The sequence below is a fragment of the Paenibacillus sp. Y660 genome (assembly GCF_057221575.1).
Genome location: NZ_JBXBBJ010000025.1, coordinates 18,484 through 33,376 on the forward strand (window position 1 = coordinate 18,484; position 14,893 = coordinate 33,376).

Consider the following 14,893-nt stretch of genomic DNA (forward strand, 5'->3'; position numbering starts at 1 on the left):
ATGAGCATTCAACAGGTTGCCATTGTTGCGGTACCTTTCGGAAAAGGGGCTGGCACGCCAGGTGCTGAGCTTGGTCCGGCGCATATTTTGCATGCTGCAGGGCTAAGCCGCAAGCTGACGGAGCTGAATATTCCCTATCGGTTGGCAGGAGAGATCAGCGTCCCGGCGAAGCTTCCGCCTCTTCAGTCAGCGAATGCAAAGCATTTGTCGGAGGTGCATGAAGCCTGCAGCCAGCTATCGGAGCGCGTAGCTGAAATTGTGGCAGAGGGAGCTTTCCCGTTAGTTCTCGGCGGCGATCATAGCATTTCGATTGGGACGATTGCGGGCCTTGCCGAGCATTACGAGGATCTTGGCGTCATTTGGTTCGATGCCCATTCGGATCTGAACACGGAGGATACAAGTCCGTCGGGCAATATTCATGGGATGTCGCTTGGCATCAGCCTTGGCAGAGGTATTCCGATATTAACCGGATTAAGAGGCATTTCTCCCAAAATAAAGCCAGAGCACGTAGCGATCGTCGGGGCCAGATCGCTCGATTCCGGGGAGAAGGCGTACATTCGCTCCTTAGGCATCGCCTGCTATACGATGCATGATATCGATCGTCTCGGCATTGCGCGCGTGATGGAGAAAGTGATTCAGCAGCTCAAGCAGACGACCGATGGCGTCCATGTCAGCTTTGATATCGACAGTCTTGATCCGCTGGAGGCGCCGGGAACGGGGACGCCAGTCCGCGGCGGGTTAAGCTACCGTGAAGCGCATCTTGCGCTGGAACTGCTTTACCAGTCGAATCTCGTTACATCGGCGGAAGTCGTTGAAGTCAATCCAAGCCTTGACCATCATGACCAGACGGCTAAGCTAGCCGTAGAGCTGATTGGCTCGCTTCTTGGCGAGCAGATATTGTAAGGATACCGAGCGTCCATTTGAATGGGTAGGAGGGATACGCCTATGCGGGAACCATTTCAGAACGAGCCATTTACCGATTTCTCGGTAACCGATCATATTAACGATTTTCAGGAAGCGCTGCGTAAAGTGGAGTCGGAGCTTGGCCAGGAGTATACGCTGAAGATTGGTCCGGACCGCATCGAAACGATACAAAAGCGCAAATCGATCAACCCCTCCGATGTGAATCAGCTGATCGGCATCGTATCGCAGGCGGACACTGGACTTGCGCATAAAGCGATACTTGCCGCAGCGGCGGCCTTCGAGGACTGGAAGAAGGTAACGCCGCCTGCCAGGGCGAGGGTGCTTTATAAAGCTGCGGCGCTGCTGCGGCGGCGCAAGCATGAGTTCTCGGCTTGGCTCGTATACGAAGCGGGCAAAAGCTGGGCCGAAGCAGACGGAGATACGGCGGAGGCCATCGATTTTCTGGAGTATTACGGGAGGGAAATGGAGCGGCTCGCGGAGCGCCAGCCGATAGTAGCGATAGCGGGCGAGGATAATGAGCTGACATATATCCCGCTTGGAGTCGGCATTATTATTCCGCCATGGAACTTTCCGCTTGCGATCATGGCAGGCATGACGATGGCCGCCGTCGTTGCCGGCAATACGGTCGTACTCAAGCCAGCCAGCGCGACGGCAGTCATCGCTGCCAAGTTCGTTGAACTGCTGGAGGATGCTGGCTTGCCGGACGGCGTTGTCAACTTCTTGCCAGGGGCAGGAAGCGAGGTGGGCGATTTTATGGTGGAGCATCCGTTAACCCGGTTTATTTGCTTTACGGGCTCGCGCGAGGTTGGCTTGCGCATTAATGAGAAAGCCTCGCTTAGCCAGCAGGATCAAAAATGGATTAAGCGCGTGGTTGCAGAGATGGGCGGCAAGGATACGATCATCGTCGATGAGGATGCGGATCTTGATCTGGCAGCCGAAGCGATTACAGCATCCGCCTTCGGCTATGCCGGCCAAAAGTGCTCGGCCTGCTCGCGAGCCGTCGTGCATGAGCTCGTCTATGACGAGGTTATCGAGAAGGTGGTTGAGCGGACGAAGCGGCTGAAGCTTGGAAAGGCAAACGAGCAAATCACCTATATAGGTCCGGTTATCGATGAGCGGGCATACCTTAGCATTTTAAAATATATCGAGGTTGGCCGCAGCGAAGGCGCTATCGTGCATGGCGGAAGAATCGGCGACAGCAGCGGCTATTTCATTGAGCCTACGATCATTAAGGATGTTGCCCCCTATGCCCGCATCGCGCAGGAGGAAATATTCGGCCCCGTACTCGCGTTTATTAAGGCATCCAACTTCGACGCGGCGCTCGATATCGCGAACAACACCGAATATGGGTTAACGGGCGCGGTCATCTCGCGGAACCGCAGCAGACTGGAGCAGGCACGCGAGCAGTTCCACGTAGGCAATCTTTATTTTAACCGAAAGTGTACAGGTGCTTTGGTCGGTGTTCATCCCTTTGGCGGCTTTAATATGTCAGGCACGGACTCGAAAGCAGGCGGGCGCGATTACTTGCTGCTCTTCACGCAGGCGAAGGTTGTATCGGAAAGATTCTGATCGTTATTTGCGAGCGGATTGGGCAAGCAGGGTGCCAATCCGTTCTATTCCTCGTTCAATATCATCCTCGTTTACGTTGGTTGCGTTTAGCTTCACGATATTTTCCCTCTCGAAATTCGCCAAATAATCCCGGTCCAAAGTGTCCAGAAGGATCGATTCCTTCTTTAATTTTGCAATCAGCAGCGGAGCGGAAATCGTTTTGTCCAGCAAAATATGCGTATGAATGATCGGATTCCTCGAGCGTTCATAAGTGAAAGCGCCGCCGCTGCGAGCAGCCTCTTTTGCAAGCGCAGCATCTAGCAGCTTTGCCCTAGCCGCGTATCTGCTGCGGATTTTGGCGCGGTGACGATCGAACATGCCGCTGCGCAAATAGATTTCAAGAGCGGCCTGCGACAGCATGGAGCTGTCGATGTCGTCATGTTTCTTGTACAGCCGAAACGCTTCAGAGAGTAGATCGGGAACAACGGCGATGCCGATGCGCAGGCCGGGAAAAATAATTTTGGAATAGCTCTTCAAATAAATGACATGCGACGAATCGTCATGGGCGAATATCGGATCGGCCTTGCTGTCCCGCTCGAAGTCGGCGAGGAAATCATCCTCAACGATGTACACATCGTATTTGGCGGCCAGCTTCGCAAGGCGCTTCTTTTCTTTGTTCGTGTAAGAGCAGCCCAACGGATTATGGAAACGCGGCATCGTATAAAAAAACTTAATGTCCTCCGTACGGAAGATTTCCTCCAGCCTGTCAAAATCAATGCCCGCAAAGCGACGCTCGATGCCGATGACAGGCACGCGGCGCGTCTCCAAATATTCGATAAACAGATGATAGCCTGGCTGCTCGATCAGCACCTTCTGCTTGCCATTTGGGAAGGGCATAGCGGCAAGCAGCGACAGCGCCTGCTGTACGCCGGACACCACAAAAACGTTCCGCTCCGCGGTAAATACCTGATAGCCCATTAATTGCTTGCGCACGATATCGATCAGAGAGGCCATTCCTTTGGCAGTGCCATACACGAATAAGTCCTTCTGATACGTGTCGATCGCTTTATTGATGCAATGCTGAAAATCCAAATAAGGGAACACATTCGGATCTGGAGCAGCAGCCGCAAAATTCAAAATAGGAGATGCTTCGCTTTGATCGGAATCCGTCCCTTTGACAACGTAATAGCCGCTCTTTGGCATCGCGTATATAAGATGGCGCTTCTCCAGCTCATCCAGCGCTTTAATGATCGTGCTCTTGCTGCAGCCATACTGCTCCGAAAGCGTGCGGATCGAGGGGAGCTTCTGTCCATCCTTATAGGGCTGCTTCAGAATCAATTCCTCCAGCTCGTTCATGAGCTTCAAATACATGTACATCGGACATGCTCCTTGCTGTTATCTGTAACGGTACAGATAGCGGTTTTCCTTATTGTAGCATGCATGGCTGGGAGATACGATATAGCTAACATAAACAGCCACAAGGAGGTACGTCATGACAGCAGCACAATTAGATGCCAAAACAAAGCGCTTCGCATACTCTGCGATCGTAATTTATTCGACCATTATAGGGCTTTCTTTTCTTTTCGGAAAATTAGCCTTAACGGTGGCAACGCCGCTGGATAGTCTCGCTCACCGCTTTACCGTTTCCTTTACCGCGGCAACCATTCCTGTTCTATTCGGGTGGGTAAAGCTGCAGATCAAACCGCGGGATGTACTCGCTATTCTACCGCTAGCCGTTTTATATCCGTCGATGTTCTTTGCTTTTCAAGCCTTTGGCTTGCAATTCACGACCTCCGCGGAAGCGGGCATTATTCACGCGACAGTGCCGATCTTTACGATGGCTGCGGCAGCCTATTTCCTGAAGGAGCGGACGACGAGGCTGCAGAAGCTTTCGACGCTTCTCTCCGTAGCAGGCGTCATCTTCATATTTGTCATGAAAGGAACGACGATTGATTTTGCTAATATGAAAGGCACGCTGCTCATTCTGTTGTCAGCCCTCGCATTAGCCGGCTATAGCGTGCTTGCAAGGAAGCTTACTACGCGGATGAGTGTGATTGCCATGACTTATGTGATGACGGTGATCGGCTTTCTCGTTTTTAATGTAATGGCGGTTGGCAAGCATGTGGCAGAAGGGACGCTGTCCCTTTACTTTGAGCCGTTTGCAAGCGCTGTATTTCTATTTTCGATTCTCTATTTGGGTGTGCTCTCCTCGCTCATTTCCAGCCTGCTCAGCAATTACGCCTTATCGAAGCTGGAGGCATCGAAGGTGAGCGTGTTCAATCATCTTGCTACATTGGTTTCGATTGTTGGAGGTTTTGTCTTCTTAAATGAACAGCTTGCGTACTACCACCTTATCGGCGCGGCTGTTATCATCGCGGGGGTACTGGGCACGAATGCGGGGACAAGGGGAAGGAGGAAAGCGGCGCTTCCTCCCAAGGCGCTTGATCCAACGGCGAAACGCTAACTACGTAATAGAGGAACGGATAAACAATAGCGCCAGATAAAGCGGCATAGCGGAGAGATTAAGTACCTCCATAGAAACCGGCTGAGTGGCAGCAGTATTCGTTACCCGAACCCTTTTAACGGATAATAGATCAAATAACGCCATATCAGCAACCTTTTTCTAACATTTGGACGGTATGATCACGTATTGGATAAGCATGAGAATTTCCAGTTATGTTTCATTGATCGCGCCAAACGAAGGAATTAGAAGGAGCTTTTCCCGTTAGAGGTGTCCACAGAAAATAAAGTGTTAGACTGAAGAATTAAGTGGTAGACTAGGAAAATAAAGATGTAGACTGAGAATTTAAAGTTTTAGACTGACGATACACCATTTAACGGGCAGCAGTGAAGTAACGGAAGTAACTATCCATCCATTAATTTCATTTATATCTGATATCACAAATATTAATTTCATCTATATGAATGCCCTCGTTATAATTAGCTGTAGTTAAGCGCTAACGGGCTGATTAACGCCATCAATATCAATAATATTTTCTCTGACGGGAGAGCTGGTACATGGGGAATAGAACTGATTTTTTGAACATGAATATAGCAGAATTAAACAAACATGATGTGTCTCTTAAAGAAAGGTATGCTGAGTATAAGAATCAGACAATGAAAATGGATATGTCCAGAGGAAAACCGTGTCCTGAACAGCTTGAACTTTCCAGAAGCATGCTTGATATAGTCACATCCAGTGACAGCTTAAAGGCGTTGGACGGATCGGATTGTCTTAATTATGGTGGTATTGATGGGATACCCGAAGCTAAAGAGCTTTTTTCACAAATACTTGAAGTTAGTTCAAATGAAATTATAATCGGAGGAAACTCAAGTCTTACTCTGATGCACGATACTCTAAGCAGAGCGATGCTTCACGGTGTTTACGGCGGCGAACTGCCATGGGGAAAACACTCCACTGTTAAATTCTTATGCCCAAGTCCAGGTTATGACAGACATTTTGCCTTATGTGAACTATTAAATATTGAGATGGTCGCAGTGGATATGCTTAATGATGGTCCGGATATCGAAGCAGTTGAAAAACTTGTTAGTCAAGATGATACGATTAAAGGAATATGGTGCGTTCCAAAATACAGCAATCCTGATGGCATTACTTATTCGGATGAGACTGTTGACCGACTTGCCAGTATGAAAACGAAGGCAAGAGATTTTAAAATTTTCTGGGATGATGCTTATGCTGTGCATCATTTGACTGACAAACCCGATCATTTGAAAAATATCCTAAGTGCATGTAAAGAGGCTGGAAATCCTGACCGTGTTTTTATATTTTGTTCTACTTCCAAGGTTACTTTTCCTGGAGCCGGTGTTGCTGCTATGGCAGCAAGCGTTGAAAACATAAAATATATTAGGAAACAGATTGCTGTCCAGACAATTGGTCCCGATAAGATCAACCAGCTAAGGCATGTCCGATTTCTGAAGGATATGGATCATTTACGAAGTCATATGGAAAAACATGCGGCTATTATTAAACCCAAATTTGAGATGGTCCTAAATAAATTAGAGTCAGAGCTGGGCGGGAAGAATATTGCAACCTGGAAAAAACCAAATGGAGGATATTTCATTAGTCTGAATACATTGGACAGTTGTGCCAAGATCGTTGTAAAAATGGCAGCCGAAGCCGGTGTTACATTGACTGCGGCCGGAGCGACTTTTCCTTACGGCAAAGACCTGCGCGACCGTAATATACGCATAGCCCCTACCTTTCCATCTTTGAAAGAACTAGAGAAATCAATCGAGGTATTATGTATTTGTATCCAATTGGCAAGTGTTAATAAAATTCTAACAGAAAGATAGTTGCTTCAAAACATATATTGCGCTAACGGAGACGTTAGCGCAATACAACAGCGGCAGTCTAAGACTTTATCTTTGAGTTATAGTCCGCCGCTGTTCCATTTTAAGAACTAGTCTAAACTGGCGTAAAGTTTGGATATACCTATTTATTACGATGACAGCTTTACTATAATTGGATATCATTGGATCAAAAGGGATGCTGGAAGCATTGTGGGGGTTGGTCCAATGAACGTGAATAAGGAAAAGTGGATTATAGAGGCTGATATAGCAAGCATGCAAGCGGCTATGGGAGCGGGCTGGTTAAGCTCGGAAGAGCTGGTGAAGCTGTACCTGGCTCGGATTGAGAGATACGACGGAGAACTTCGCTCTATTTTGGAAGTTAACCCGGATGCGATTGAAATCGCCAAAGCATTAGACAAGGAACGAATCGAGCAGGGAATCAGGGGAAGCCTGCATGGCATACCGATCCTGCTCAAGGACAATATCGATACGCATGACAACATGCACACGAGTGCAGGCTCGGTCGCATTAGCGAATTCCTACGCAGCGGCGGATTCCTTCGTTGCATCTCAGTTGCGCGCAGTTGGAGCCGTTTTGCTCGGAAAAGCGAATATGACGGAATGGGCCAATTTCATGTCCAGCTCGATGTGGGCGGGCTACAGCTCAAGAGGAGGACTTGTGCTTAATCCATATGGACCGGGAGAGCTGTTCATTGGCGGCTCTAGCTCAGGCTCAGCGGCTGCGGCTGCCGCGAATTTGGGAGCTGGAGCAATCGGCACGGAAACCTCCGGATCGATCATCAGCCCTGCAAGCCAGACGAGCTTGGTAGGCATTAAACCGACGATTGGCTTAATAAGCCGAAGCGGCATTATACCGATTACGAACAGTCAGGATACAGCCGGTCCGATGGCAAGAACGGTGGCGGACGCAGCCATCCTGCTTGGAGCGTTGACGGGTGCGGATGAGAAGGACGAGGTGACTGCAGCCGGGGTGAAGCATGCTTACCGGGATTATACGCCGTTTTTGGATGCGGACTACTTGAAGCAAGCCCGGATTGGAATTCCGCGTTTTTACTATAAGGATTTAGACGAAGCTAGACTCGTCATTATTGAAGGAGCAATCGAGGTTTTGAAGCAGGCAGGAGCAACGATTATTGACCCTGTTGAGCTGCCGTGCGAGCAGGTCGATTGGGACTGGCATGTGCTGCGCTATGAATTCAAAAAATATATCAATGACTATCTCGGCAATTTGAATGAGTCGGTTCCCGTTCATTCCTTGCAGGAGCTGATTGCCTATAATGAGGAGCATGCAGAGATTGCCTTGAAATATGGCCAAGACACGCTCATATCGGCAGAGGAAACGAGCGGGACGCTGACCGAGCAGGAATATGTGAATAGTCTAATCCGAAATAAAGAGCTGGCCGGCAAAAGCGGAATTGATCTTGCCTTGGCGAGCATCGATTAGATGCGCTCCTGATCCTCGGCAATGAGGAGCTCGATGATATTGCCGCCAGAGCAGGCTATCCCGTCATTACGGTGCCAGGCGGTTTTGCGGAAACCGGCATCATCGCAGAAGGCGGCTATACGACGAAAGGGCCTCAGGGCATCACCTTTGTCGGCACAGCCTTTAGCGAGCCGACTCTCATTAAGCTGGCTTACGGCTTCGAGCAGGCGACTAAGCATCGTTTTCCGCCATCGGCCTTCAGTTGAAATCAAATAGGCGCAAGCATCAGGTTTTATAGCCTCGTTGCTTGCGCCTATTTTAAAAACCTACAACCGAATTTTAAATGATTTTTTCGTTAGCGGATAAAGCCATTTTACGCCGCTTGGCGTGAGCGTGTCCGCGATGAGATGAGATAAATAACCGAGCATGGCGACGATTGCGACGCCTTCGATATGCAATTGATTTTCGAGTCCCCAGCCAATCGCTCCCCAAATCGGGACCACCCATATCGTATGCGTCATGCCGCGGTGCTTCAGCCACGGTACCCATGCGGCAAACAGGCCAAAGCCGATAAGCCAGTTCATCTGGTAATAGTAGCCGGCGTACATGACGAGGCAGCCGACGATGCTGGCGAGCACATTTCGGATGACGCCTTGCTTAGCGACGAGGCCGAGCAGGAAGACGGCTGCGGCGACGCCTATGTATAACGGTGACGGTGATCGATCGGTGAAAAAATAATAGCAAATGATGCCGGCAAGCAGGAAGCCTGACCAGAGCGTAAGCTCGCGGATAAGCTTGGAGATCTTGCTAAGCTTGGAACTAAGCATGCTAGGGCCGTCCAGATCGGCGCTTAATGCGGAGAAGCCGGCTACTGCAATGTACAAAGCGGCATGCTCCAAAGTGAACGGGTAATAGATCGAAGCGACAGCACCGACGGCTGCTCCGATGGCAAGATGAGTCTTTCCTGTCATAATTCCTCCTGTGACTGACTATGCTTATGCATGTATGATGACAGCCTATATTATAGTTGTTCCCGGTTAACCTGCTCATTGCGTACCATTTGCTCCAGCTTCTCTACCAATCGGTCATGCGAGGGGTCTTTTTTGCCAAAGCTGAAGAGCCTTTTTCGGTTTTGCTTTTTGAGCAGCTCCAGCAGGTAGAGCTTTTCTTTTAACGTAAACATGCTTACTAAGAGCCTCCTATCTATTCAGCCTGCCCCTATCGTACCTTATGAACCAAATCCCCGATATGATGATAGCCGGCATCCTCCGCGATATATGCGCATTCGAGAAAATCATGATCATGGTAGGGGCTCTTTCGTTCTGCTTTTTTATAATTATAGAGGAAAGAGTCGAGGCAAGGAAGGCGAACACGCAATAAATAACATCATCGTTAAGTAAAGGTATGGAATGCAAATTTTGAAATTAAAGAGGAATCCATCATGTTTGAGATTAGTGGGCTGCTCGACAGGTTTGATAACCTAAGAGCAGTCTATTCTTTTTTAATGGAATGGAATAAATTTTTATTGATTTTTAGTAAAATAAAAGTATAATTTTACTTATCATACAGAAATCGCTTACAGTAAGCATTTGATGTCCACAGGAAGGAAGGGTAGTGTGGCTACGATCAAAGAAATCGCACAAAGAGCCAATGTGTCGATCGCAACGGTATCTCGGGTGCTTAATTATGATCCGGGCATTTCGGTAGCAGACGAAACCCGCAAGCGTATTTTCGAGGCTGCACAGCAATTGAACTACAAGACGCTGCGTGAGCGCAATGGCGCTGCTGCCAAGGAGCACTGCCTTGTCGGGCTTGTGAACGGGTATTCCGATCAGGAGGAAATGCTCGATCCGTATTATTTGGCGATAAGGCTCGGTATTGAACGGGAATGCTTTCAGCGAAAGCTGGATTTAGTTAAATTATATATGCAGCCCAAAGGAAATTTAGAAAGCAAAGACTGGCCTGGCGAGAAGCTCGACGGCATAATTGCGATTGGGCGGTTCGAGAAGGAGGATTTGGATTATTTTCCGATAGGCCTTGGGAACATCGTCTTCGTCGATTCCTCACCTGATGATAACCGCTTCGACTCTGTTGTCATTGATTTGCGCAAGTCGGTTTCCGAGGTTGTGGACTATCTTATTGGGCTGGGCCATACCGCGATCGGTTATATCGGCGGGCACAATAAGGTCAACAATAAGCGTGTGCGGGATGAGCGCGAGCAGGCATTTATGGAGCGTCTAGCCGCTCATGGCCTGTACGATGCGGAGCTGGTTTTTACAGGCAGCCACTTATATTCCGAGGATGGCTATAAGCTGATGAAGAAGGCTTTATCCAGAGCAAAGCTGCCAACGGCGTTTTTTATCGAAAATGATTCGATGGCGGTTGGCGCGCTGCGTGCGCTGCATGAGGCGAAGGTGCAGGTTCCGCAGGACATTTCGATTGTTGGATTCAACGATATCGCCATATCTGAATTTTTGCAGCCGCCGCTTACGACGGTAAAGGTTCATATGGAGCATATGGGCGAGACCGCGGTTGAGCTGCTTGCCGATCGGCTGGCCGCCAAGCGGGAAATTGCCAAAAAAATCGTTTTGCCGACCCTTTTGCAAATACGCGAGAGCAGCGGGACGCCAGCTAAGAAATGATTGGCACTGTGAATAACGGAAGTTATTAGAATATGCGCGGAGGTGGCTGGGTTGTCTTTGTTGCTGAACGGTCAGAACGTATTGCCGGCTGTGCATAAGCTTAAGGATGTGGAGGCGGTGCTTGCCTCGCCTTATGCTTTTATGGTGCTGCTCGGAGGACATCTGGGACAAATAAAAAATATCGTTGATTTGGCAAGGCAGCATGAGAAAAAGGTGCTGCTGCACGCCGATTTGATTGATGGCTTGAAAAATGACGAATACGCAGCCGAGTTTCTCTGTCAGTCGATACGTCCCGCGGGCCTTATATCCACCCGCTCAAGCGTAATTGGCCGCACGAAGCAGAACGGGCTGATTGCGATTCAGCGGCTTTTTCTAATCGATTCGGACGCCCTCGAGAGAAGCTATACGGGCCTAGACAAAAACCGTCCCGATTTCATTGAGGTGCTGCCGGGTGTCATTCCGGACATCATCAGCGAGGTCAAGCAGCGAAGCGGCATTCCGATTATTGCGGGAGGGCTTATACGGACCCAGGACCATGTCAAGCAGGCGCTCGAGGCCGGCGCAACGGCTATCACGACATCGCGGAAAGAGCTTTGGAAGGCCGAGAATTAAAGAGTTTCGCTTGCAAGGAGGAGGGTGGAAACGGATGCTTCGTTTATATCGGAATCAACGAAGAAGGTAATGGCGGAGCTGCTTGCCAAGACAGGTATAACGGCTGAGCAAGTCGCTGGAATCGGAATTACGAATCAACGGGGAACGAAGGTTGTTTGGGACAAGAAGACCGGTCAGCCCATTTATCACGCGATTGTTTGGCAGTCTCGTCAAACCGCTGGCATTTGCGAAGGTCTTAAGCAGGGCGGATATGAGCAGCTGTTTCACTCGAAGACTGGATTGCTGATCGATGCTTATTTCTCGGCACAAAGGTGAGCTGGCTGCTGGAACATGTCGATGGCGCCCGCGAGCGATCTGAGAAGGACGAGCTTCTGCTTGGCACTTTATTTGCATATCCATTTATGATCTTATTTTTATTGATTGGTATTATTTATTATTCATTGGGTTTAGGAAAAAATTAAATCTATTAATTAAACTCCCCTCAGTACGATATTGTTTTCTGACAAAAACTCGGACATTGTCGTACTGCAGGCAAATCGATCGTTCGACTGTAAAAAACAAGCAGGTAATCTGATTATTCAACTACCTCGATCTGCTTCCGAACCGTTTCCAACTTATAGACCTTGCTGTAGTCTCCGTCCTGAAGCGTAAATTCCGCAACTGCCGAAACATCATATAGGCCGGACTTTTTAAACTGATATGGATGCTTCTCTGATATAACCTCATTCACTGACATTGGACGTATAACCCCGACATCGGTTCTGACAATCGTGTTAATCGCCTTCCCAGTACTGTCCCGTATGACAAAGTAGAATACCGGCTCCCCGCTCATAATCTCGATTGTCCGCTCAGCCTCATTTTTCAATTCAACCTCAATCTGAAAAGCCTCATTTGTCTCAACTAGCTCCGGAACTGAAACATGAATGGAAAAAAGATCGTTTTCAGCGCTTGCCGTAGTAGATGGGTGAAGCTTTGTCTTTGCTATAGATCCGGGTTCTGAAGACTGGCAGCCAAGCAAAGATAATAGAAGGATAAGGATAATTACCAGCTTATTCAAATTAAACACCTCCAACCAAACAGACGTTATGTGCTATGTTTTTGTTTCAGCCAGGTTTATATAGGCTGACAATATCGTAAAATTAATTACTTTGAAGGGATGATAAACCAATGATTAAGAGAAAAGTAATGATTGCCGTTATCTTGGCCGGCTCGTTAATTTCCAGCTCCATCTTTACTTACTCTGCAAGTGCAGAGGATGCGTCTGCTCCTGAGATGAAGGCGTTTAAAGGAACGATTTCGGAAATCGAGCTGGCAAAGCTGCACAAAGTGGATCGATTGTTTGAGCCATCCATGGCGGCTGAGAAGCGAACTGAACGATACAATGGCTGGCATCGTGCGGTAAAAGCGGCCATGGCTTTTGCGAAATAATCGTGCTATAATGTCGATAAGTTAATAACGGTTGGAGATCAGGAGAAACCACGAAGACCGCTTCCAAACCCATTTTATATGGCTAGGAAGCGGTTTAAGTGGTTTTTTTGTTTATATATTCTAAATCATGAGTAACCAAATGAATTTGGCAGAACATTAATGGGTAGAGAATCGGGAGGCAATCATAATGACAAATGATAAGGGCAAGGAAATTTTTGCAGCGCAAAATCGCGAGCAGGTGCTGGCAGAAATGCAGGCTTCACCGCTTGATGTGCTGGTAATTGGCGGAGGAATTACGGGGGCAGGCATTGCGCTTGACGCTGCCGCTCGCGGGATGAAGGTAGCGCTGGTGGAGATGCAGGATTTTGCGGCGGGAACATCTAGCCGTTCGACGAAGCTTGTACACGGCGGCTTGCGCTATTTGAAGCAATTCGAGGTAGGCGTCGTAGCCGAGGTCGGCAAGGAACGAGCTATCGTATACGAGAATGGACCGCATGTGACAACGCCGGAATGGATGCTGCTCCCGCTCTACAAGGGAGGCACCTTCGGCAAATTCTCAACCTCGATTGGGCTGCGTGTCTATGATTTTTTGGCGGGAGTCAAAAGAAAAGAGCGGCGCATGATGCTGAGCGTGGCGGATACGCTGTCGAAGGAACCGCTATTGAAGCGCGATGGCTTGAAGGGCGGCGGCTATTATGTGGAATATCGGACGGATGATGCGCGGCTGACGATTGAAGTGATGAAGAAAGCGGTAGAAACCGGCGCTTTGTCTGTCAATTATGCGAAAGTGGAGACGCTTCGGTACGATAACGATGGTAAAATAACAGGCGCGCTCGTTAAAGATACCATTAGCGGCACAGATTATGAGATTAAAGCAACAAAAATCATCAATGCAACCGGACCTTGGGTCGATGATATACGGGAGATGGATGGCTCCAAAAAGGGGAAAACGCTTCGTCTGACGAAGGGCGTTCATCTCGTGTTCGACAAGAGTCGCTTTCCGCTTCGCCAAGCGGTGTACTTCGATACGCCGGATGGACGCATGGTATTCGCGATTCCTCGCGCCGGCAAGACTTATTTCGGTACAACCGATACCAATTATAAAGGCAACACCGTGAATCCGGTTATGACGCTGGAGGATCGGACCTATTTGCTGAAGGCCGTCAATTTTATGTTCCCCGAGCTGAAGCTTGTTGAAGCGGATGTCGAATCGAGCTGGGCAGGACTGCGCCCGCTTATCCAGCAGGAAGGAAAGTCGCCTTCGGAAATATCACGCAGAGACGAAATATTCGTATCGCAATCCGGCCTTATTTCGATTGCAGGGGGCAAGCTGACAGGCTATCGCAAGATGGCTGAAATGGTTGTCGATAAAGTAGTTGAGCTGCTAGGGCAAGAACGGAGCGGCGTTAACTTTGCGAAAAGCGCAACAAAATCGATTCCGATGTCGGGCGGAGACCTTGGCGGATCGGCAGGCTTTGAGCCATTTTTACAGAAGAAAACGGCTGAAGGCGCTCATTTTGGCTTTACGAAGGAAGAGTCGGCCTATCTTGCGCAGCGTTATGGCTCCAATGTCGATCAGCTGTTTGCGATGGCTCAAGGGGCGGCAGCATGGGCAGCTTCGCATGAGCTTCCGCTCGTGCTGGCGGTGCAACTGCGCTACTCATTAGAAGCCGAGATGACGGTGAAGCCGACGGATTTCTTTATCCGCCGTACAGGCGATTTGTTCTTCCGTATCGGCTACGTGCAGCAATGGAAATGGCATGTCATAGCCGCAATGGCGGATCGTCTGCAGTGGAGCGACGAGCAGCGTGCTGCTTATACAGCGGAGCTGGAGGAGAAGCTGGTGGAGGCGGTTGAGCCGCTGAGAAGCTGATAGCTCGCATCTAAAAAAAAACTAGAGAGCCAAGTGTGATTTGGCAATATGATTGAACGCAACCCTTTTCAAAAAATAGAGGTTTTTTCGAAAGAACGAGACTGCTGGTATT

The 14,893-nt window shown here is 48.9% G+C and carries 12 protein-coding genes and 2 pseudogenes; 10 read left to right on the top strand and 4 right to left on the bottom strand.

What is annotated here, in order from left to right; genetic code table 11:
* Entirely contained in the window at positions 1 to 903 is a 903-nt protein-coding gene (gene rocF, locus AC2TDN_RS21510; protein ID WP_484690144.1) for an arginase, read from the top strand.
* Between the two features lie 42 nt (positions 904 to 945).
* Positions 946 to 2,493 carry an L-glutamate gamma-semialdehyde dehydrogenase gene (gene pruA / locus AC2TDN_RS21515; protein ID WP_484690145.1) on the top strand — a complete coding sequence of 516 codons (1,548 nt, stop codon included), beginning with the start codon at positions 946 to 948 and terminating at the stop codon, positions 2,491 to 2,493.
* Positions 2,494 to 2,496: 3 nt separating this feature from the next.
* Here the strand turns inward: pruA and AC2TDN_RS21520 are convergent, their stop codons facing one another.
* A complete protein-coding gene (locus AC2TDN_RS21520; RefSeq protein ID WP_482068727.1) occupies positions 2,497 to 3,849 on the bottom strand; it encodes an aminotransferase-like domain-containing protein in 1,353 nt (450 codons plus the stop codon).
* A 115-nt stretch (positions 3,850 to 3,964) separates the two neighbouring features.
* Between AC2TDN_RS21520 and AC2TDN_RS21525 the strand changes: the two genes are divergently transcribed.
* From AC2TDN_RS21525 to AC2TDN_RS21535, 3 genes and pseudogenes are all read left to right on the top strand, one after another.
* Positions 3,965 to 4,936 carry a DMT family transporter gene (locus AC2TDN_RS21525; RefSeq protein WP_482068726.1) on the top strand — a complete coding sequence of 324 codons (972 nt, stop codon included), beginning with the start codon at positions 3,965 to 3,967 and terminating at the stop codon, positions 4,934 to 4,936.
* Positions 4,937 to 5,490: 554 nt separating this feature from the next.
* Positions 5,491 to 6,786, top strand: a complete 1,296-nt coding sequence (locus AC2TDN_RS21530; protein ID WP_482068725.1) for an aspartate aminotransferase type Ic — start codon at positions 5,491 to 5,493, stop codon at positions 6,784 to 6,786.
* 222 nt (positions 6,787 to 7,008) lie between these two features.
* Positions 7,009 to 8,492: pseudogene (locus AC2TDN_RS21535) on the top strand (amidase family protein).
* A gap of 60 nt (positions 8,493 to 8,552) precedes the next feature.
* Here the strand turns inward: AC2TDN_RS21535 and AC2TDN_RS21540 are convergent.
* Both AC2TDN_RS21540 and AC2TDN_RS21545 read right to left on the bottom strand, forming a co-directional pair.
* Entirely contained in the window at positions 8,553 to 9,197 is a 645-nt protein-coding gene (locus AC2TDN_RS21540) for a metal-dependent hydrolase (protein WP_484690146.1), read from the bottom strand.
* 50 nt (positions 9,198 to 9,247) lie between these two features.
* A complete protein-coding gene (locus AC2TDN_RS21545) occupies positions 9,248 to 9,409 on the bottom strand; it encodes a hypothetical protein (protein ID WP_169090968.1) in 162 nt (53 codons plus the stop codon).
* 433 nt (positions 9,410 to 9,842) lie between these two features.
* Here AC2TDN_RS21545 and AC2TDN_RS21550 point away from each other — a divergent pair, with 433 nt between their 5' ends.
* From AC2TDN_RS21550 to AC2TDN_RS21560, 3 genes and pseudogenes are all read left to right on the top strand, one after another.
* A complete protein-coding gene (locus AC2TDN_RS21550) occupies positions 9,843 to 10,868 on the top strand; it encodes a LacI family DNA-binding transcriptional regulator (protein WP_482068721.1) in 1,026 nt (341 codons plus the stop codon).
* 57 nt (positions 10,869 to 10,925) lie between these two features.
* Positions 10,926 to 11,480, top strand: coding sequence for a glycerol-3-phosphate responsive antiterminator (locus AC2TDN_RS21555; RefSeq protein ID WP_482068750.1), 555 nt, complete (start codon positions 10,926 to 10,928; stop codon positions 11,478 to 11,480).
* 24 nt (positions 11,481 to 11,504) lie between these two features.
* Positions 11,505 to 11,866: pseudogene (locus tag AC2TDN_RS21560) on the top strand (FGGY family carbohydrate kinase); the annotation flags it as partial.
* Between the two features lie 188 nt (positions 11,867 to 12,054).
* On the opposite strand, the gene AC2TDN_RS21565 reads toward AC2TDN_RS21560, so the two are convergent.
* Complete coding sequence (locus AC2TDN_RS21565; RefSeq protein ID WP_484690147.1) at positions 12,055 to 12,537, bottom strand: hypothetical protein; 483 nt, start codon at positions 12,535 to 12,537, stop codon at positions 12,055 to 12,057.
* A 110-nt stretch (positions 12,538 to 12,647) separates the two neighbouring features.
* Between AC2TDN_RS21565 and AC2TDN_RS21570 the strand changes: the two genes are divergently transcribed.
* Positions 12,648 to 12,908 (top strand): hypothetical protein, encoded by a 261-nt coding sequence (locus tag AC2TDN_RS21570; RefSeq protein ID WP_484690148.1) that lies wholly within the window; start codon positions 12,648 to 12,650, stop codon positions 12,906 to 12,908.
* 187 nt (positions 12,909 to 13,095) lie between these two features.
* Complete coding sequence (locus AC2TDN_RS21575; RefSeq protein ID WP_484690149.1) at positions 13,096 to 14,781, top strand: glycerol-3-phosphate dehydrogenase/oxidase; 1,686 nt, start codon at positions 13,096 to 13,098, stop codon at positions 14,779 to 14,781.
* Positions 14,782 to 14,893: the final 112 nt, after the last annotated feature.